The organism is Acidovorax sp. GW821-FHT10E03, from assembly GCF_059415205.1.
The window spans coordinates 407,764-426,044 of the sequence record NZ_JBWKMU010000003.1; the positions used below are offsets into that span (position 1 = coordinate 407,764).

16 protein-coding genes are annotated in these 18,281 nt (G+C 60.1%); 6 read left to right on the forward strand and 10 right to left on the reverse strand.

Annotated elements, in window-relative coordinates:
- The 6 genes from AC07OD_RS07710 to wecB form a co-directional block, all read right to left on the reverse strand.
- On the reverse strand, positions 1–924 hold the full coding sequence (locus AC07OD_RS07710) for a class I SAM-dependent methyltransferase (RefSeq protein ID WP_218294664.1): 924 nt from the start codon (positions 922–924) through the stop codon (positions 1–3).
- A complete protein-coding gene (locus AC07OD_RS07715; RefSeq protein WP_494595942.1) occupies positions 921–3,113 on the reverse strand; it encodes a glycosyltransferase in 2,193 nt (730 codons plus the stop codon). Before AC07OD_RS07715 ends, AC07OD_RS07710 begins: the two co-directional genes overlap by 4 nt.
- Positions 3,114–3,261: 148 nt before the next feature.
- Positions 3,262–4,752 carry a polysaccharide pyruvyl transferase family protein gene (locus tag AC07OD_RS07720; RefSeq protein WP_494595944.1) on the reverse strand — a complete coding sequence of 497 codons (1,491 nt, stop codon included), beginning with the start codon at positions 4,750–4,752 and terminating at the stop codon, positions 3,262–3,264.
- 15 nt (positions 4,753–4,767) lie between these two features.
- Entirely contained in the window at positions 4,768–5,928 is a 1,161-nt protein-coding gene (locus AC07OD_RS07725) for a glycosyltransferase family 4 protein (protein WP_494595946.1), read from the reverse strand.
- Between the two features lie 2 nt (positions 5,929–5,930).
- Entirely contained in the window at positions 5,931–7,256 is a 1,326-nt protein-coding gene (locus tag AC07OD_RS07730) for a glycosyltransferase (RefSeq protein ID WP_494595948.1), read from the reverse strand.
- Positions 7,231–8,376 carry a non-hydrolyzing UDP-N-acetylglucosamine 2-epimerase gene (gene wecB / locus AC07OD_RS07735; RefSeq protein ID WP_494595950.1) on the reverse strand — a complete coding sequence of 382 codons (1,146 nt, stop codon included), beginning with the start codon at positions 8,374–8,376 and terminating at the stop codon, positions 7,231–7,233. The genes AC07OD_RS07730 and wecB overlap by 26 nt, the downstream gene beginning before the upstream one ends.
- A gap of 477 nt (positions 8,377–8,853) precedes the next feature.
- Between wecB and AC07OD_RS07740 the strand changes: the two genes are divergently transcribed.
- Together AC07OD_RS07740 and AC07OD_RS07745 are read left to right on the forward strand one after the other, a co-directional pair.
- On the forward strand, positions 8,854–9,885 hold the full coding sequence (locus tag AC07OD_RS07740) for an ABC transporter substrate-binding protein (RefSeq protein WP_494595952.1): 1,032 nt from the start codon (positions 8,854–8,856) through the stop codon (positions 9,883–9,885).
- Positions 9,886–9,985: 100 nt separating this feature from the next.
- On the forward strand, positions 9,986–10,585 hold the full coding sequence (locus AC07OD_RS07745) for a putative pterin-binding protein (protein ID WP_218294656.1): 600 nt from the start codon (positions 9,986–9,988) through the stop codon (positions 10,583–10,585).
- Positions 10,586–10,703: 118 nt separating this feature from the next.
- Here AC07OD_RS07745 and AC07OD_RS07750 read toward each other — a convergent pair whose 3' ends face one another.
- A complete protein-coding gene (locus tag AC07OD_RS07750; protein WP_494595954.1) occupies positions 10,704–11,942 on the reverse strand; it encodes an MFS transporter in 1,239 nt (412 codons plus the stop codon).
- Between the two features lie 97 nt (positions 11,943–12,039).
- On the opposite strand from AC07OD_RS07750, the gene AC07OD_RS07755 reads away from it, so the two are divergent.
- Positions 12,040–12,978, forward strand: coding sequence for a LysR family transcriptional regulator (locus AC07OD_RS07755; protein WP_494595956.1), 939 nt, complete (start codon positions 12,040–12,042; stop codon positions 12,976–12,978).
- 146 nt (positions 12,979–13,124) lie between these two features.
- On the opposite strand, the gene AC07OD_RS07760 is transcribed toward AC07OD_RS07755, so the two are convergent.
- The 3 genes from AC07OD_RS07760 to AC07OD_RS07770 all read right to left on the reverse strand — a co-directional run bounded on the left by AC07OD_RS07760 (position 13,125) and on the right by AC07OD_RS07770 (position 16,143).
- Entirely contained in the window at positions 13,125–13,682 is a 558-nt protein-coding gene (locus tag AC07OD_RS07760; RefSeq protein ID WP_494595958.1) for a dihydrofolate reductase family protein, read from the reverse strand.
- 287 nt (positions 13,683–13,969) lie between these two features.
- Positions 13,970–15,037 (reverse strand): ABC transporter substrate-binding protein, encoded by a 1,068-nt coding sequence (locus tag AC07OD_RS07765; protein WP_494595960.1) that lies wholly within the window; start codon positions 15,035–15,037, stop codon positions 13,970–13,972.
- Positions 15,037–16,143 (reverse strand): LLM class flavin-dependent oxidoreductase, encoded by a 1,107-nt coding sequence (locus tag AC07OD_RS07770; protein WP_218294651.1) that lies wholly within the window; start codon positions 16,141–16,143, stop codon positions 15,037–15,039. Before AC07OD_RS07770 ends, AC07OD_RS07765 begins: the two co-directional genes overlap by 1 nt.
- 201 nt (positions 16,144–16,344) lie before the next feature.
- On the opposite strand from AC07OD_RS07770, the gene AC07OD_RS07775 reads away from it, so the two are divergent.
- The 3 genes from AC07OD_RS07775 (at position 16,345) to AC07OD_RS07785 (ending at position 18,256) form a co-directional block, all read left to right on the forward strand.
- Entirely contained in the window at positions 16,345–17,349 is a 1,005-nt protein-coding gene (locus tag AC07OD_RS07775) for a LysR family transcriptional regulator (protein WP_494595962.1), read from the forward strand.
- A 75-nt stretch (positions 17,350–17,424) separates the two neighbouring features.
- A complete protein-coding gene (locus tag AC07OD_RS07780) occupies positions 17,425–17,742 on the forward strand; it encodes a hypothetical protein (protein ID WP_494595963.1) in 318 nt (105 codons plus the stop codon).
- 85 nt (positions 17,743–17,827) lie between these two features.
- Complete coding sequence (locus tag AC07OD_RS07785) at positions 17,828–18,256, forward strand: DUF1801 domain-containing protein (RefSeq protein WP_494595965.1); 429 nt, start codon at positions 17,828–17,830, stop codon at positions 18,254–18,256.
- Positions 18,257–18,281 lie beyond the last annotated feature (25 nt).

The following is an 18,281-nucleotide window of genomic DNA, read 5'->3' on the forward strand; positions in this document are numbered from 1 at the left end:
CTACGGAACCCGCACGACCCCAACCGCAAAATCAGTCGCAAAAAATTGATTTTCCAATAGCGTGTCTTCAATATCAAACAGCATCTGCAGCAGTGCCATTGAGCGTGAGTCAGTTTCTACAAAATTACCTGCGATTCCGTGCAGGGCGAATTGCAAAATGTTGCCCCCACAAGAATTAAATGCATGTTCAACAAAGTAATCAGACAGAACCGCACGGATATCTTGTGATCGAATTGCCTCGGAAGGGTCCACCCTGATCACGTCTGCTGGATCAGGAAGCTGAACCTTCAACTGTACTTTCCCAAAATGTTCCGGCTGAAATGATCGACGATATTCCGGAGGCAACAATCGGAATGCATTTTCAATGACCTCACGCTGGCGTTCTGAGAAAGCGAAGTGGTTCGCCCCAACATACTCATTAAAAAATACCCATCCTCCAGGCTTCAGGGCGACCCGAACCGACTCACAAACCGATTCCAGTTGCTTGATATGATGCAAGGAGCCATTAAACCAGACCGCATCGTAAATACTCTCGCCCAGCGGGGTTTCCTGAACATTCTGTACGTGATAGTTGATATTGGAAGCACCAATCAAATGCGCTTCCTTCCGGGCGATATCAATGGCACCGGATGCGATATCAATTGCGTCGCACTCGGAAAATGCATTCAGCCGAAAAAGGTCGCGCTCCAAGGTACCGCTGCCACAGCCAATGCTCAGCATTCTGGCCGAGGATGTCGAGCGGCGCAGGAATTCGCCCAGACAGTATTCCACCCACCAGCGATGATCTGTTCCCCTACAGGCAAGCCGCTGAAAACGCTGCTGAACAGCCGGTACAGCGAGCCAATAGACTTGGGGTGAAAAAGCATCTGAACTCGCCACATTCTTCGACCAATGGGCGGCAGTAATTTCGTCATCGGATTTCATTCCGTCTCCTGCCGATTGCGGTTGTGCGTGTGTGGCTTCCAAGCGCCCCATTTGCCTTCAAAGTAAGCCTGGTTTCTATCCCAGAGGGCCTGATACTCCCCTGTTTCAATCAATTTCCCAAACGATGCCTGCCCGTAATGATGAACAAAGGAATCTTCCGCGCACACTGTGCGATAGCCGGCAACGTGCATTCTTCGGCTGTAGTCATCATCCTCAAACATCCCAAGACCGAACATCTCATCCAGCGCTCCAATTTCATTGAAAACATCGCGCCGCATTGCCACGCAAAACATTGCAAGCATCGAGATGTCGAAATGGCGTCCAGCATGCGCAAGGGTATAGCGAGAAGCAAAGTCATGCATCTGCTCCAGGTTGAGGTAGTTTGTATCTATCTTTGCCTCATTTCCGATTGAATTGGTGACGGGCCCGACCATGCCTATATTCTCGTTCTGCAAGTGCCGAAGCATTGCTTCCAGCCAATCATTGGCGACCACAGTATCATTATTAAGCAATACGATATACTCCCCCTCTGCCAACGCAATTCCCTGATTATTCGCCGCTGCGAAACCTCTGTTGCTATTATTAATAACCACTTTTACCGTTGCGTGCTGGATCTGCATCTGTCGCAACATGTCTTCTGTACCATCAGAAGAAGCATTATCAACAACAATTACCTCATAGTTGGGATAAGTGGTCCGGGAAAATATGCTTTCGATACATTGTTTTGTGAGTTCGACGTTGTTATAGCTCACGATCACAATTGAGCACCTTCCATATAGCGCTTTGATGGCCTCATCGGTCGCAAGGTAGCGATGCCGCCAATCATTCTCTTTGGCCAGACCAATTCTTCGACTCTTTAAATCCGGGTTACTCTCGGCCAAAGCTGTTTCAATTTTTTCAAGAAAATCCTCAAACTCAGAGGCGAAGTACACATAATCTTGATATATGGCCATTTCCTCAAGTGGCACGCTCACAACAGGCTTCCCCGCGCTCATGAATTCGTAAAATTTCACCGGATCGACCGCATGCGTAACCTTGTTCAACTTGAATGGAATAAGGCATACATCAAAGCCATGGAGATAGCGAGGCATGTCTTCATAAGGCTTTCGACCCGTGAGATGCACGTTGGGCATCCTGTCAAGCCCAGCCATATCTTTGACAAAACAATCGCCGACTAGCACAAAACTCCAATTGGGGCGATTTTCTGCCAAGAAACGCAGCAGGGAGAAATCTATCCAAGGGGCCAAGGCGCCGTAGAATCCAATAACTGGTGTTCCCAAGTGAGCAAGCAAGCCATTTTCCACACATCGGTCTGCAAAAAAATCATAGTCCACCGCATTTCGGACAAGGAGGCATTTTGTATTTTTTTGCATCCATTTTTTTTCTAGAATGGATGCCGTGACCGTTACCAAATCTGCATGTTTAACCAGTATTTCTTCTTCCTCTACAAGTTGCACTCCAATATCTGGAAAATCAGCCCATTCATCCATGCAATCATATTGCACACGCCAGGAACGTGATTTCTGCAGATCAATGGACAACGCCGTCCAGTAAGACAGATGAACAACAACCAAGGCTGCCCTTATTTCCGCATCAAGCGCCAAGCGGGAAAATGACTCGTTCCCAGCCCTTCGATTGGAAGGCGACATCCGCTCCGAATAGAAATCCTCATATTCATTAAATGCAAGGCTCACTTCAAATATTTTTTCGGCTACCTGCCTCAACTCATAGGGAGCGCCGCGCGCAGGCATTTTTGAGCGGACAATATAAAATACACGGTGACCATGGCCAGCAAATTGAGACATCATCTGCTGTGGTCTTTGATACCGGGCAGACCACTCAATATTGGCAAAACAAACAATATCAATTTTCCCATTGCATACCTTACCGAGCAGTGGCATGGCTGGTACATGCTGGGATGGAACTCCCTGCAACTGATTGTTTATCGATTCCGCATGCAGCCTTCTTTTAATGCGCCTTGGCAAAAGCATATTGCCAAGCGTACGGGCCAGCGTCGAACGGTCGGCCAGCAGATATATAAGATCGACAAGCAGATATTTCAGGCTTTTGCGACGCCACTCCGACGTCATCCTCGCGGCGTCAACCTCTTTTTTTAGCCAATCAATGGCAATGTCTCGAGACGCAATTGTCTCCTTGCCGAGGATCAACTCCCGTTCAAGTTGCTGCATAGTCTGCCGCATTGCAGCTATTTCGTCATAGCACGCGCAACCGGGGAAGCATTCGCAGCCCCCATTGCTGGTGGTGCGCACGGAATTCGCGGAGGAATTTTCCTGCGGCTCTGAATATGTCTTCATGAGAAAATAGTGTTAATTTGCTTCAGATAGACAAACCTTGCACCCAGCGCCACGCACTGCGCAAGGGAGCAGTCATTCTCCAGGAAATGGATTCCTGCATTTCAAGCAGCCTTTTTTCAAGCTCGAGCGACCTCTCCGATGCGTCGACCAACTGCGTTTTTGCTGCATCAAGCAAATTTTTGCTGTCGCTCAAACGAGCCTCAAAATCTTGCAGTTCCCCGGGGGATTCTGACCTGGTGGCTCCAGCCCGTCGAGATTCACGTTCAAGAATGCCAGGCAGTGACATCCAAAAAGCATTCATGACGACCATGGAATCGGTCTTGCCACTCCGAACCATATCGGCAACATGATCCCAGTAATTTTCCAGCACATCATTTGCCTCGATGGCCAACTGCGAAGGTTCTTTTCGGCCAATCCGCTGGGACAGCCATTCGGGATCATCGCAGCCTGCCGGCGGCAGCGGATGCACGGAGCTGTATTTGGAAAGTGCCGTGAATTTTCCTTGGGAAAGATCACTGGAACTGAACACCGGAATACCACACGACAATGCTGTGATCGCAAGATGATAGCTGTGCCCCACAACAGCCTCGGATCCGCTGATCAATGATGCCAGGGCCATTGGCGACGGCCATTCACCGAGACAGAAAGTACCTGGGAGATCAGCATCGATGAACGATTCGTGGTCACAAAGCACGGGGCCAAGGCGGAGGAGAAGGAAACTAAGGTTCGGCAGCTCAACTCGAAATTTCTTGACATAATCAGTAAATCGCTCGAGATTTTGAGTCGCTTGAATAACTATGTAGGGCGTCTTGAGGCCTAAGTACTTGAGGATTGCATCTGCCTCATCGGTTCCGGAATGAGACTTCAAACAGCGTCTAATTGAAAATGCTGTATCAGGCATCACATGCACACGCTGCGGGTCAACAAATGGCATGAGCGCGGTTTTCGAGGGCTCGTCTCGTACTGCAATATGAGTACTGCACTCCAGAGCCAGAGAAAGTAGCGGATGGCTCCAGCTTGGTATATCGTTGCAGTGCATGCCCGGTGCATTCCATATCACCGGAACACCATGTTGTGCACCAAGCAATGCCGGGGTCAGCCAGTATCCTGTGGGATGTTGAATCCACGCTACCGGCGGCTCATATCCAGGGGCGATGAATTTATCAAAACGTACAATAAAACCGCCGCCGATCAGGATCGCATCAAGACCACTGGCCATGCGGGGCAGGTCCGCAAGTGATTCCACCCCATATGGCCAATCCTGCGAAGATTTGGCGTGATAAGAGAAAGGGACGATTTCAATGTTCCCGAGCCTTTGAGAAAGCTCCAGTTCAGCAATGATCGGAAAAAGCAGATCACCATAATTTTGAACATCAAACGTGCCAAAGATGCCAATGCGCCAGGAACGTTGATTTTTCATTGCATTGGAATCGCTTGTATTCATTTCTCGCGTTTGCAAAAACTGCTGACGAGGTAAACCATCACGGTCAACCAGACCAATATTATTCATCATCGATAGATCAGAGATCTAGGGTACTCCATCACGACCCGGACTCATACTTCTCTGCACTTGGTTTTCATGCGCGCTTTCTAGGATCTTCAGCGTCGCCAATCCCGCTCGCTCCCACGAAAAACTCGAAGAGTGCCTGAGTGCATGCTCGCTGAGTTCCTGTCTCAAGTCTTCGTTGGTGATGAGTCTGGCGAGTCCGTCAGCAATTGAATCCACATTGAGGGGATCTACGAGTACACCTCCTCGCCCAACCACTTCTGGAAATGCTGACGATACGGAAGCCAGCACCGGGGTTCCAAATGACATTGCTTCCGCTACCGGCAAACAAAAGCCCTCCAGAAGAGACGGCGCAGCCAAGCATTGCGCATGCCGATACAGTGTTGACAGAACCTGATCATCAACATTTTCCAGGATGACCACCTTGTCCCTGATCCCCAGGGCTTCAATATCATTCTTCACGGAATTTCGGCCCCAGCTCGCAGCCCCCACCAGCACCAAAAGAATTTTGGCCTCCGTACGGTCGATCATGCGTTGAAAAGCCTGCAGCAATCTTGCCAAATTTTTTCGGGGCTCGAAGCTGCCCACAAACAGTACATATGGCCTTTCAATACCCAAGCTCCTTAAATGAACGAGCGGCAATGGGGGTGGCATATGCGCCCCGCCTTCGGTTGCAACTGACACTTTTTTCCGGACCGATTCCCCAAAATACCGTTTGATATCCTCCGCCGTTGATTCCGAGATCGCGATGATCTGTTGAGCGGCCGCAAGGCTTCGAGGCATGAAGAAGCGGTCCAGGCAGTACGTGACGCGGCGCATTGTTTCTGGCTGCTTCAGCCAGCAAAGATCATGAACGGTCACTGTTGTGGCTGTTTTTCGTGGTAACGACCACGGCAATCTATGCGCGGGACTCCAGTAGACATCGGGCTGATCAATGCTCCCCCAGATGACTTGCGAGAAGAACAGACTGGCGATCCTTCCGACATCACGGGGAAAGTAATCGGATCGACAAGTCACATTCGGCAGCTGGACATAATGAGCCGCTGGACAAACCCTTCCATAGAGCAACCAGTGATGCCGGCCTTGACTCTGCTCAATCATCAACGGCAGCAGGCATTTTATGTACCTCGCAATACCTGAACCGGGTATTTCAAGCATGCTGATGTCCACGGCTATGCGCATAGCTACATTTCCTTTTTCTTTTTTTGTTCCGAATCATCTGCCGATCCGGTATTTTTTGAGGTTTCTAAAATTCTATGGATCACCTCCTTGTAATGAATTGCTCTCTTGCTCCACGCAAACTCGGCAATGGCACTCTCATTCCGCAAAAACATCGATTTCAGGGCCCCGCCCAACCAGCACGCATGAATTTCGCGAAGGGTACGCTCAATTGAAGCTGCATTGTTCTGGATAACCCATCCCGCGCAGACTCGCATGATCAGCGCTCCGGCCTCATCCGTGGCCGCACTGGAAATATGCAATATAGGAGTGCCTGCACCAAGATATTCATAAATCTTTCCTGGAATCTGGAATGGCTGGCTATTGCCAATGCTAAGCAGCACATTGCAATTCTGCTGTGCCAAAATGCATTTACCATGATCGGCAACTCCATGAAATTTGATGCCTGAAATACCGTCGAACAGTGATTGATACGCAACGTGATTTCCGTAAAAGTCGACTGAGATATCCAAATCACGAAGCGATCGCAACGCTATTGCCAATTCGGCGGGCGAACGGAAATCTGTGTAAAAATTCCCGGTATATACAAGGCGTAGAGACTTCGATCGATCGCAGTTTTCAATAAATCCACTATTTTTACTTGGAAACCCCTGCGCGATGCATGTGAATTTTCCGCCAACATCATGCAGGTCATGGCGCTTTCTCAAAAGATCAACAACAGCCGTTGTCGTCACCACCATCGCATCAGCATGGGTGATAATTTTTGCCTCAAAGGCCAGATCAATTCGCTGACGCCAGCGCGGCGTATAAGGAGCAACGACCGGGTCAGCAAGATCGATGATGAGTGGAATTCGAAAGATCCGTTTGGCCAGGAGGCCGAGAAGAAGGTCGGCCCCGGGCTCATGGGAAGCCACGATTGCACTGAATTTCGTCGTTCTGAGCAAGTGAATCAAACGCAAAGATGCGGTGGGTACCCATTCGGTACGCAGATCAGGAAATATGATCTGATCGAGTGCACGACGCCCCCAGCGATGCATTTTTAGCCAAATGGAGTCACCGCCAATGGGGCCCACAACACCGGCACCTTGTGATCGCCTGGATATATATAAATAGGCACTCTGTGAAAAGCCAACATACGGCCCAGGCCAAACCCGGTGGATGATCACTCCAGGCGCAAAATCCTGGTGAAAGGGTGGCAATGCGGGCATATCGGGACAAAGTACATGCACTTCTACGCCGAGCCTTGCCAGTTCATTCGCCAGATAGAACCATCGTAGTGACTGTGCTGAGACGATGGGAGGAAACTCATAGGCGATCAGAAGAATGCGCATAGCTACTTTTGGTCAATGCCTCTTGCAATATATCCACAATTCTTGCGGATGCACGGCCATCGCCGTAAGGGGAGTTTCGCGATGAAAATGATTGATAGAGAGCATCATCATCAAGCAGCTGCAACGATGATTTGACAATGGAGTCAAAATCACACCCTACCAGCTTCGTCACTCCAGCGTCTATGCCTTCGGGTCTTTCAGTTTCATTGCGCAAAACAAGCACAGGCTTTCCCAATGATGGCGCCTCTTCCTGGACTCCACCAGAGTCAGTCAGTATGAAAAATGCAGATTTCATGGCCGCAACGAAATCCACATAATCAAGCGGCGGGACAAGGCGAATCCTAGGATGATCCGAAAGATATTCATATGCTGCATTTTTTATGGCAGGATTCGGGTGAACCGGAAAGAGAATAAAGATGTCATTCCGCACATCAGCCAGATGTCTTGCCGCTCGGCATATTTCAAAAAAAGGTTCCCCGATATTCTCCCTTCTATGTGCGGTAAACAGTATCATTCTGGATTTTTTAAATTCCGATGATACCGGTGATGGACAAAGATCTGCCGTATAGAGCAATGCATCAACAACCGTATTACCAGTTACATGAATGGTATCGGCGGCTTTTCCTTCCTCAATGAGATTATTTCGAGCAATATCCGTTGGTGCAAAATGCCACCGAGCCATATTTCCAACCACAACACGGTTCATTTCTTCTGGAAATGGATTGTCATAGTCCCTGGTTCGCAAGCCCGCCTCCACGTGCGCAAATGGAATGCGAAGATAGAATGCAGCAAGCGCTGCAGCCAGTACGGATGTTGTGTCCCCTTGCCCAATGACAATATCCGGTTTTTCAGCCTGAAAACAACGATCCAGTTCACCAAGCAACCGAATCGTCAGTTTCGACAGGCTTTGGTTTGGCGCCATCACCTCACAAATGATATCTGGAGCCAGCGAAAAATGAGAAAGCATCTTCTCGACCAGAACAGGATGCTGTCCTGTCGAAACAATTCGCACTGATGCCCAGCTGGTGCTACGCAATGCGATAATCAGCGGCGCCATTTTAATGGCCTCTGGCCTGGTGCCAACTACGCAAATTATTTTTATTCTGTTGGACAAGTACATTACAAAAGGATGAAGCTGCGAAAAATAACAACGAGGCCGTTGCCAGCCACGCTCTTGATCAGATTAATCTCTATCGGAGAAATTCTCGTCTTTCGTTCATGCCCTGTATTTCTCACGCACATTAAAGTGGGAGTGAAAAAACACGAAGCCCCGGCTCCCCGGGGCGGAGAGCTGCAGGATATTGCTACAACGCCAGCGGCCATCCATCGTACGCCCAGACCCCCTTGGACGCAGCCCGTCAATTTCATTGGCATCGCACCAGGATGCTTCTGGTTACCGGTGCCCAGTGCGCACTCCTCTGCGGGGACGGAGGCTCCGGTTCATTGGGGCATCCGCAGTTTCGCGGAAGCCTGTTTGCCGGGGACCCTTGCGGGTGCCGCATTTAGCGCATATCGATGCTACGCAATGGTCTTTGCGCAGCCGTAGCGCTTGTCGGAACCTCGCGGCCTGTCCCACTGCTCCACGAACCTGCCCGCCATGCCCCACACACCCCAACCCCTGAACCGCCGCCACCTCATCCAGGCCGGCCTGGGCGCCGCCGCCTGGGCCGCCACGGCGGGCGTGCCCGCGCTGGCCGCGCCACCCACGCCACCCGCACCCGACCTCTCCAAGGTGACGCTGCGCATCGGCACCTACAAGGGCCTGTGGCGCGCCCTCATCGCCGCGTCCGGCCAGGGCCGCACGCCCTACCGCATCGAATGGCGCGAGCTGAACAACGGCGTGCTGCACATCGAGGCCCTGAACGGCGACGCGCTGGACCTGGGCTCGGGCAGCGAGATCCCGGCCCTGTTCGCCGCGCGCCAGAAGGCACAGGTGCGCTTCATCGCGGTGGTGCGCGAAGACCTCCACAACCAGGTCACGCTGGCCCGCAAGGACGCGCCCATCCAGCGCATCGCGGACCTCAAGGGCAAGCGCGTGGGCTACGTGCGCGCAACCACCTCGCACTACTACCTGAGCCGGCAACTGGCCGAGGCGGGCCTGTCGTTCGCCGACATCAGCGCCATCAACCTCACGCCGGCCGATGGGCTGTCGGCCTTCGACCGGGGCGACCTGGATGCCTGGGCCATCTACGGCTACAACGGCCAGCTGGCGCGGCTGCGCTATGGCGCACGCGTGCTCAAGACGGGCCAGGGGTATCTGTCGGGCAACTTCCCCATCTACGCCAACCCGCGCGCGGTGGAAGACCCGGCCCGCCACGCCGCCATCAGCGACTACCTGCAGCGCCTGCGCCGCGCCTACCTGTGGGCCAATGGCAACTACCTCGGCTACGCCCGCGCCCAGTCCGCCGAAACCCGCGTGCCCGTGGGCGACCTGATCGAGCTGTGGAACAACCGCAGCACCGACTACGACCTGCGCCCCGTGGACGACGGCGTGGTCAAGGGCCACCAGGCCGTGGCCGACGCCTTCCTGCAGCTGGGCGTGCTGGACGGCCCCGCGCAGGTCGCGCCGCTGTGGGACCGCAGCTTCAAGAGCGTGCTGCAGCCGCCCGGGTTGGCCACGGCGGGCTGAGGCAATGCACCGGCCGGCATCCGGCCGGCCGGTCATTTTTTGCGTGGCACCAGCCCGCCTTGCGCTTACCATGCGCCCCTCAACCACAACGAGGAGCATGATGAACAAGCAAAAGCGCCATTTCGTCGCGGCCAGCATGGGACTGGCAGGGCTGTGGACCGCCACCGGCAGCAGCCACGCGGCCCCGCCCGCCGCCGCCGGCAACCCCGCGCTGCTGACCATCAGCGGCGCCATCACCAAGCCCAACCGTGGCGCGCTGGACCCCACCATCGACCAGATGATGGGCAAGCATGGCATCCAGTTCACCCAGGCGCACGCGTTCGACGCCGCCGCCCTGCAGCGCATGGCGGCCGTCACCATCAAACCCACGCTGGAGTACGACGCCAAGCCCCACACGCTCAAAGGCCCCCTGCTCACCACCGTGCTCGCGGCAGCGGGCGTGGCGGCGGGCAGCCCGGTGCAGCTGGTGCTGCGCGCGGTGGACGGCTACAACGTCACCATCAGCATGGCCGATGCGCAGGCCTACCGCATGATCGTCGCCACCCACATCGACGGCCAGCCCATGGCCCTGGGCGGCCTGGGCCCCCAGTGGGCCGTGTACGACGCCGATGTGCTGCCCGCGTTCAAGGACAAGCCGGTGAAAGAGCGCTTTGGCCTGTGCCCCTGGGGGCTCTACCACATCGAGGTGAAAAAGGCCTGAGTCAGCCTGCCGGATGACGCAGCCCCAAGAAAAAGAAAAAGAGCGGCCCGATGGCCGCTCTTTTTTTCATAGCTGCCAGCGCTTGTCCAACAAGCGCAAGGGGCCATTTTCACTCCAATCAGGGTGCCCTCCCCACCATCCGAGCCCCCAGGGCCGCCAGCGACCCCACGGTGGCCAGCGCCACCACCCCCAGCCAGCCCCACTGCGCCAGCACCAGGCTGCCCAGCGCCGCGCCGGCCGACATGCCGATGAACATGCCCGTGAACAGCAGCGCATTGAGCCGGCTGCGCGCGGCGGGGTCGATGCCGTACACGATGGTCTGGTGCGCCACCAGCGTGGCCTGCACGCCAAAGTCAAAACCGATGGCACTGGCCACGATCAACGCGAGCTGCGCCTGTGCCGGTAGCAGCGGCGCCAGCGCCATCACGGCAAACGATGCGGCCGCCAGCCCGGCGCCATAGCGGGTCACGACCTCGGGCCCGCGCTTGTCGGCCAGGCGCCCCGCCAGGGGCGCGGCCAATGCGCCCGCCGCCCCGGCCAGGCCAAACGCACCCGCCGCCGCCGTGCCCAGGTGGAACTGGCTGTGCAGCATCACCGCCAGCGTGGACCAGAAGGCGCTGAAGCCCACGGCCAGCAGGCCCTGCGCCCACGCCGCGCGGCGCAGTGCACCGTGCTGGCGCCACAGTGCCACCATCGAGCCGATCAACGCCCCATAGCCCAGCTGCGTGGTGGGCGCGAAACGCGGCAGCCCGCGCCACACGGCCACCGTCAGCAGCGCAATGGCCACCGCCGCCGCCACATACACCGTGCGCCAGCCCCACTGCTGCGCCACGAAGCCGCTGACCACGCGCGACAGCAAGATGCCCAGCAGCAGCCCGGTCATCACGATGCCCACCATGCGCCCGCGCTGCGCGGCCGGGGCCAGCGTGGCGGCGGCGGGCACCACGTCCTGCGCCACCGTGGCCGCCAGGCCCACGGCCAGGCTGGCCGCCAGCAGCGCGCCCATGCCGGGCGCCAGGCCGCTCAGCAGCAGGGCCAGCATCAGCGCGATGGACTTGATGACGATGATGCGGCGCCGGTCATACCGGTCGCCCAGCGGGGCCAGCAGCAGAATGCCCAGCGCATACCCCAGCTGGGTGAGCGTGGGCACCAGGCCCACCACGCGGCTGTCGGCCTGCATGTCGGGCCCCAGCACGCCCAGCATGGGCTGGCTGTAGTACAGCGACGCCACGCTCAGCCCCGCCGTGGTGGCCAGCAGCAGCAAGAGCGGCGCGCTCACCGCGCCCTCGGCAGGCGGCCGCGCCGGGGCCGTGCCGGCGGCAGGGCTTGTTGCATGCACACTTTGAATGGAAGACATCTCAACACCCGCTCAACAAAAGGAATGGTGCGATTGTTCTAGCGCATCCTCCCCTTGGGTAGTGGGCCAAGCTGCAGATTTGTTATACGCTTGGCGCATGACCATCACCCTGCCGTCTGGCACCGACCGCATCGAGCTGATGCAGACCTTCATCCGCATCGTGGAGACCGGCAGCCTGTCTGCCGCCGCCCAGCAACTGGGCACCAGCCAGCCCACCGTGAGCCGCCGCCTGCAGGCGCTGGAGCGCAGCCTGGGCATCAAGCTGCTGCAGCGCTCCACGCACGTGATGAAGCTGACGGAAGACGGCGAGCGCTGCTTTGCCCACGCCAAGGCCCTGCTGGAAGACTGGCGCGCCATGGAAGACGACCTGCGCGGCACCGCCGACACTCCGCGCGGCACCCTGCGCGTGCTGGCGCCGCACGCCTTCGGGCAAGACCAGTTCATCGCCCCGCTGATGGCCTACCTGCGCCGCTACCCCGAGGTGGACGTGGAATGGATGCTGCACGACCGGCGCCCCAACTTCATCGCCGAAGGCATCGACTGCGCCATCCAGGTCGGCGCGGTGGACGACCCCAGCGTGGTCGCCGTGCGCCTGGCCGAAGTGCCCCGCATCGTGCTCGCCTCCCCGGCCCTCATGGCCGGGCGCCCCACGCCCGAACACGCGCAGGACCTGCAGCGGCTGCCCTGGCTGGCGCTGAGCACCTTCTACCGGCGCGACGTGACGCTGGTTCACGAGCCCAGCGGGGAGGCCCACACCTTCGGCATCACACCGCGCCTGGCCACCGACAGCCTGTATGCCCTGCGCAGCGCCGCACTGGCCGGACTGGGGGCATGCATTTCATCGGCGTGGATCGTGGACAACGATGTGCGGCAGGGGCATTTGCTGCACCTGGTGCCCACATGGCACGCCGCGCCGCTGCCGGTGTACCTGGTGTACCCCTACGCGCGGTTCTATCCGGCGCGGTTGCGGTTGTTCCTGGAGGCGATGCGGGGCGCGATGCCCGGGCTGGTGGGAATGCGGGCGGTGGCGGGCTGAGCGCCAGATGCAAGACGCGTCCCGGCCAGGGGCTGCCGGTGGCTTTTTTTGGCGGCGCCGCCGCAACGCCCGCCTCACCGGCGGGCCACGCAGCGCGGACCCGTCCAAGGGCTGCACGCCGTGAGGCGGCAGGGCCCCTCCCTGCCTCAGCGCGCGCGCCGGTAGTGCATGGCGACCGCGCCGCAGCGCAGCGGCCTCGCCGAGATCAACGCGAACCGCCGCGTACCGGGCAGCCCGCTCTCGTACAGGGTTGGGCCGTGGCCGGAGATCCTGGGATGGACGAGCAATTGGTACTCGTCGATCAGATCCAGCCGGTCCAGCTCGGTCGCGAGCTTGCCGCTACCGAGAAGTACGCCGTCTGGGGTCGCGTCCTTGAGCTGCTGCACGCCCGTGCGCAGGTCGCCGGCGATGTGGTGGCTGCGGGTCCACGGGAAGTCCTTTCGCGTCGAGGACACCACGTACTTCGGCTTGGCCTCCAGCTTGACCGCCCACTCGCGCACCGCCGCCGGCGCCTCCACGTCGCCACGCGCCACCGCTGGCCAGTAGCTCTCCATCATCTCGTAGGTCACGCGGCCCCACAGCATCGCCCCGTTCTCGTCCATGAGGCGGGTGAAGAAGGCGTGTGTCTCCTCGTCGGCGATTCCTTCCTGGTGGTCGACGCAGCCGTCCAGGGTGACGTTGATGCTGAAGGTCAAGAGTCCCATGGTGTCCTCCGTGCGAGATACGCAACGAGCCGCTCGCCGCCTGGCTCCCGTGCACGAGCCCCTTCGCGAGGCGTGCCCCCGTGCCGGCTGGCGCCTGGCCGTGAAGCCGCGCCACGAAGCGGCGTTGGCTGGAATGAATTGTCAGGCCTCGTGCGCTAGTTCGGCCCGGATCTCCTCACGGCCGAAAGAAAAAGAGCGGCACATCGTCCGCTCTCGTTTCAATAGCACCCAGCGCTTGACCAGAAAGCGCCAGGGCCATTTTTCATTCAAAACAGAGAATCCACTGCTCACACGGTCCCTCGCCAAACCTGCATATCCGTGATCGCCGCCACATCCACCCGCACCGGCAGGATCCCATCGCGCGCGGAACGGTCCGCCACCGTCTGCAGCGCCGTGACATCCGCCTGCGTCACGGGCCGGGCCGCGATGGCCGCGCGCCCGGTGATGATGCGCGAGGCGTCGATGGGCAGGCGCGTGAGCTGGGTATAGACCTGCGCATACGCCTCGCGGTGGGCCAGGGCCCAGTCGCCGGCGCGGGCCAGGCGGTCCAGGTACTGCACGATGGCGGCGCGCTTGGCCGGGTCGGCCAGGGCGGCCTCGGTGGCGGTGATGAAGCCCAGGGCGGTGTTGATGCCGCGCCCGTCGCGCAGGATGCGGCCGCCCTGCTGCAGGGCGATGGTGTAGTAGGGGTCGAAGATCGCCCACGCGTCGATCTGCCGGGAGGCGAAGGCGGCGGCTGCGTCGGTGGGCAGCACGAACTTGACCGTGACCTCCTCGCGCTTGACGCCCGCCTCTTCCAGCGCGCCGTACAGCTGATATTGCGAGATGCTGCCGCGCGCGGACGAGACGATGACGGTTTTGCCCCGCAGGTCGGCCACCTTGCCCAGCGGCGAGTCGCCCTGCACCACGATGCCCAGCGAGTCGGGCTGGCCGACGCGGGTGGCCACGATCTTGAGCGGCGTCTTGCCCACCGCGGCCGCCAGCACGGGCAGGTCGCCGGCCATGGCGGTGTCCACCGCGCCGCTGCGGTGCGCTTCAAACAGCGGCGCCGCGCCCTGGAAGTTGGCCCAGCGCCAGGCAAACGGTGCGCCCTCCAGCGTGCGGGCGGCTTCGAACAGGGCACGCAATCCACCGGCCTGGTCGCCCAGCACCAGCGATGCCGCAGGTGCCTGCGCCTGGGCGCGGGCGGCGGAGCCCGGGCCCAGGATGCCGGTGGCGCCCACCGACAGGGCCGCCGCCTGCTGCAGCCACTGGCGGCGCGATGCGCCGGGGCGGCTGCGGTGGCCGGCGCTGCCCCTGTCGTCGCTGCCGATGCCGGGGCGGTTGCCCTCGGCGTGGTCGATGCGGCCACTCATCAGGCTGCCTTGCGCAGGGTTTGCGCGGCATGCTCGCCGTCGCGTTCAGCCACTTTGGCGCGCACCAGGGGCAGCAGCTCGCGGCCGTAGTCGATGGCATCCACCAGCGGGTCGAAGCCCCGGATGAGGAAGGTGGTGATGCCCAGGTCGTAGTACTTGAGCAGCGCGTCGGCCACCTGCTCGGGCGTGCCGACCAGGGAGGTGGAGTTGGACCGCCCGCCGATCTCGCGCGCGATGGCCGTCCACAGGCGTTCGTCCACGCGGTCGCCCTTGGCCGCATCGGCCAGCAGGCGCTGCGCGCCTTCGCTTTGCTGCGGTCCCACGCCGCGTGCATAGCCCTGCTGCACGCGCAGGCGGCGGGTGTCGTCCAGGATGCGCTCGGCCTTGGCCCAGGCCTCGTCCTCGGTCTTGCCCAGGATGGGACGGAACGAGATGCTGAAATCCACATGGCGGCCGTGCAAGGTGGCCTCGGCGCGCACGCGGCGCACCAGGTCGCCGGCCTGGGCCAGCGATTCGCCCCACAGCGCGTACACGTCGGCATGCTTGCCGGCCACCTGCAAGGCGGGGGCCGATGCGCCGCCAAAGTAGATGGGCACGCGCTGGCCCTGCAGCGGCTTCACCTCGGACACGGCACCCTTGGCGCGGTAGTAGGTGCCTTCGTGGTCGAAGGGCTTGTCCTCGGCCCACACGCGGCGCAGGATGCCGAGGTATTCGTCGGTGCGCGCATAGCGCTCGTCGTGACCGAGGAAGTCGCCGTCGCGCTGCTGGTCTTCGTCCGAGCCGCCGCTGATGTAGTGCACCGCCAGGCGGCCGCCGGTGTAGTGGTCCAGCGTGGCCAGCTGGCGCGCGGCCAGCGTGGGCGCCACGAAGCCGGGGCGGTGGGCCAGCAGCAGGCCGATCTTCTGCGTGACCGAGGCCGCGTAGGTGGCGGTGAGCAGCGTGTCGGGGCTCGATGAGCTGGCGGGCACCAGGATGCGGTCGAAGCCCGCGTGCTCGTGCGCCTGGGCGAACACGCGCACATAGGCGGGGTCCACCGCCGGGCCACGGCGGGGAATGGTTTCTGACACTTCGTTCGGCTGGATCATGCCGATGAACTGGACGGGCATAGCGGGCTCCTGCGGGATAAGCGGTTGGGGGATGGGGTTGAAGGGCATGATCCGCGCGCGGAGCCCGCGCCTCAACGAAGAAAAACGCGTTTGCAAACTCGCCCTCCGCATACCCCCGGCCCGGGGTGGCGGGCAGGTTAGAGTTGCGTGCGATTCATCCGCCGACCACCCTCCTTCCTCCCCCAGATTCCGCCCTGCCCCATGGACCTGCGCGCGCTCCGCTACTTCATCGCCGTGCTGGAAGCCGGCAGCCTCTCGCGCGCGGCGGGCACGCTGTACATCGCCCAGCCCGCGCTCACCGCGCAGATCAAGAAGCTCGAGGGCGAGCTGGGCGCGCGGCTGTTCGAGCGCTCGCACGCCGGCGTCACGCCCACGCCCGCCGGGCAGCAGCTGTACGAAGACGCCCGCCGCCTGCTGAGCGACGCCGCCGCGATGCGCGAGCGCATCCAGCGCCTGCCGCAGGGGCCCGAGGGCTCGGTGACGATCGCGGTGCCGTTCCTGCTCTCGTCGCTGATCATGGGCCCGCTGCTGGCGCACCTGAAGGAGTCGCACCCACGCATCCGCGTCTTTGTCCTGGACGACCTGAGCCTGATGGTGAAAAAGGCGATGCTCGACCGCCGCGCGGACATCGGCATCCTGGTGGACGCGGCGCAGGTGGAGGGCCTGCACTGCCGCCCGCTGGTGCGCGAGGCCATGTATTTTTGCGGGCACGACCCCGGCGGCGCCGTGCGGGCGCTGCTGCGCAAGCCACCGGGTGCCAACGCCATCGCCGCCACTACCGGCACCGTTGCGGGCGCGGCGGCCGCCACCGCGCGCCCCACCATCGACTTCGCCGACGCCGCCGCGCAGCCCCTGGTGCTGCAGTCGCGCCGCTACTCCATCCGCCAGCGGGTGGAAGAAGCCGCCGCCGCGCGCGGCGTGGCCCTGAACATCGCCCACGAACACGACTCCGCCCGCGTGATTCGGTCGCTGTACGCGTGCGGGGGCGGCTTCACCTTCACGCCCGCCTGCGCGCTGGGCGACGCGCCTGCCGCCGGGCCCGACTGGATGGTGGCCCGCGTGGTCAACCCCGAGCTGGCGCGCAGCTATACCCTGGCCACCACCGCCGACCGCGAGGTGGACGGCGTGATGCAGGTGGTGATGGAGGCGCTGATCGCGGTGGTGCTGGAACTGGTGGTGTCGGGGAAGTGGGAGGCGGTGGTGTGAGGATCAATGGACTACACAAAATACCCAACTCGGTGTCAATGACTCCTGACTGAATTCATCTGGAAAACCAAAGCTATGAAACTCACTACGGACAGTCGTGTTTACGATGAGATGCAGCGAACCCTCATCGGGGCGTTGATTGAATCGGTCAAGGCCGAACTGGAGGCCGAAAAGCTTGACCCAGCCTTGACACGAAAGCTGGTTGAGAACATATCGTTTTCTCTGGCGGTCATCCTGGATGGCAGCAGAGACGCAAGTTTCGGCAACGACGAAGTCTGCCCTGTACTGACCTTTCAGAACGAGGACGACGACTTAATCTCCAGCGGTGGAAACTCCTGGATGCATGAGTACGTTTTTGGGACGATTAAAGAAGTCTTTAGCAAATCGCAGTGACGCACTTGCCCAGGGCAGTCGGTGCACGTAGCCATTCGCCTCGCGTGCACAGCAAGGCATCCATCTCGTCAATGAGACCCACCCCATGGCATCCAAACCAGCCCCATCCACCCTGCCCGCCTCCACCCTCATCGACCAGCGCATCGCCGACCTCGCCGACTGGCGCGGCCGCGCGCTGGCCCGCATGCGCCAGCTCATCCACGAGGCCGCGCCCGGCGTGGTGGAGGAATGGAAGTGGATGGGCACGCCCGTGTGGTCGCTGGGCGGCATCCTGTGCACCGGCGAGAGCTACAAGGCGGCGGTGAAGCTCACCTTTCTCAAGGGGGCCTCGCTGCCCGACCCGGCCCGGCTCTTCAACGCCAGCCTGGACGGCAACGCGCGGCGGGCCATCGACATCCATGAAGGCGATGAGGTGGATGCCGATGCCTTCAAGGCGCTCATCCGCGCTGCGGTGGAGCTCAATGCCGCCAGGCCCGCCGGCAGAAAGCCCGCCGCCCGCGCCAAGGCGAAATAGTGTTCCCAGGGTGGTGGCCGGCAGC

What these genes read in the sequence shown, in the direction of transcription:
- AC07OD_RS07750 (WP_494595954.1), bottom strand. Translation starts at nt 11,942, where the DNA reads ATGTCTTCCATTCAAAGTGTGCATGCAACAAGCCCTGCCGCCGGCACG.
- AC07OD_RS07775 (WP_494595962.1), top strand. Translation starts at nt 16,345, where the DNA reads ATGGACCTGCGCGCGCTCCGCTACTTCATCGCCGTGCTGGAAGCCGGC.
- AC07OD_RS07780 (WP_494595963.1), top strand. Translation starts at nt 17,425, where the DNA reads ATGAAACTCACTACGGACAGTCGTGTTTACGATGAGATGCAGCGAACC.
- AC07OD_RS07720 (WP_494595944.1), bottom strand. Translation starts at nt 4,752, where the DNA reads ATGATGAATAATATTGGTCTGGTTGACCGTGATGGTTTACCTCGTCAG.
- AC07OD_RS07755 (WP_494595956.1), top strand. Translation starts at nt 12,040, where the DNA reads ATGACCATCACCCTGCCGTCTGGCACCGACCGCATCGAGCTGATGCAG.
- AC07OD_RS07785 (WP_494595965.1), top strand. Translation starts at nt 17,828, where the DNA reads ATGGCATCCAAACCAGCCCCATCCACCCTGCCCGCCTCCACCCTCATC.
- AC07OD_RS07725 (WP_494595946.1), bottom strand. Translation starts at nt 5,928, where the DNA reads ATGCGCATAGCCGTGGACATCAGCATGCTTGAAATACCCGGTTCAGGT.
- AC07OD_RS07715 (WP_494595942.1), bottom strand. Translation starts at nt 3,113, where the DNA reads ATGCAGCAACTTGAACGGGAGTTGATCCTCGGCAAGGAGACAATTGCG.
- AC07OD_RS07765 (WP_494595960.1), bottom strand. Translation starts at nt 15,037, where the DNA reads ATGAGTGGCCGCATCGACCACGCCGAGGGCAACCGCCCCGGCATCGGC.
- wecB (WP_494595950.1), bottom strand. Translation starts at nt 8,376, where the DNA reads ATGTACTTGTCCAACAGAATAAAAATAATTTGCGTAGTTGGCACCAGG.
- AC07OD_RS07745 (WP_218294656.1), top strand. Translation starts at nt 9,986, where the DNA reads ATGAACAAGCAAAAGCGCCATTTCGTCGCGGCCAGCATGGGACTGGCA.
- AC07OD_RS07710 (WP_218294664.1), bottom strand. Translation starts at nt 924, where the DNA reads ATGAAATCCGATGACGAAATTACTGCCGCCCATTGGTCGAAGAATGTG.
- AC07OD_RS07760 (WP_494595958.1), bottom strand. Translation starts at nt 13,682, where the DNA reads ATGGGACTCTTGACCTTCAGCATCAACGTCACCCTGGACGGCTGCGTC.
- AC07OD_RS07770 (WP_218294651.1), bottom strand. Translation starts at nt 16,143, where the DNA reads ATGCCCGTCCAGTTCATCGGCATGATCCAGCCGAACGAAGTGTCAGAA.
- AC07OD_RS07740 (WP_494595952.1), top strand. Translation starts at nt 8,854, where the DNA reads ATGCCCCACACACCCCAACCCCTGAACCGCCGCCACCTCATCCAGGCC.
- AC07OD_RS07730 (WP_494595948.1), bottom strand. Translation starts at nt 7,256, where the DNA reads ATGCGCATTCTTCTGATCGCCTATGAGTTTCCTCCCATCGTCTCAGCA.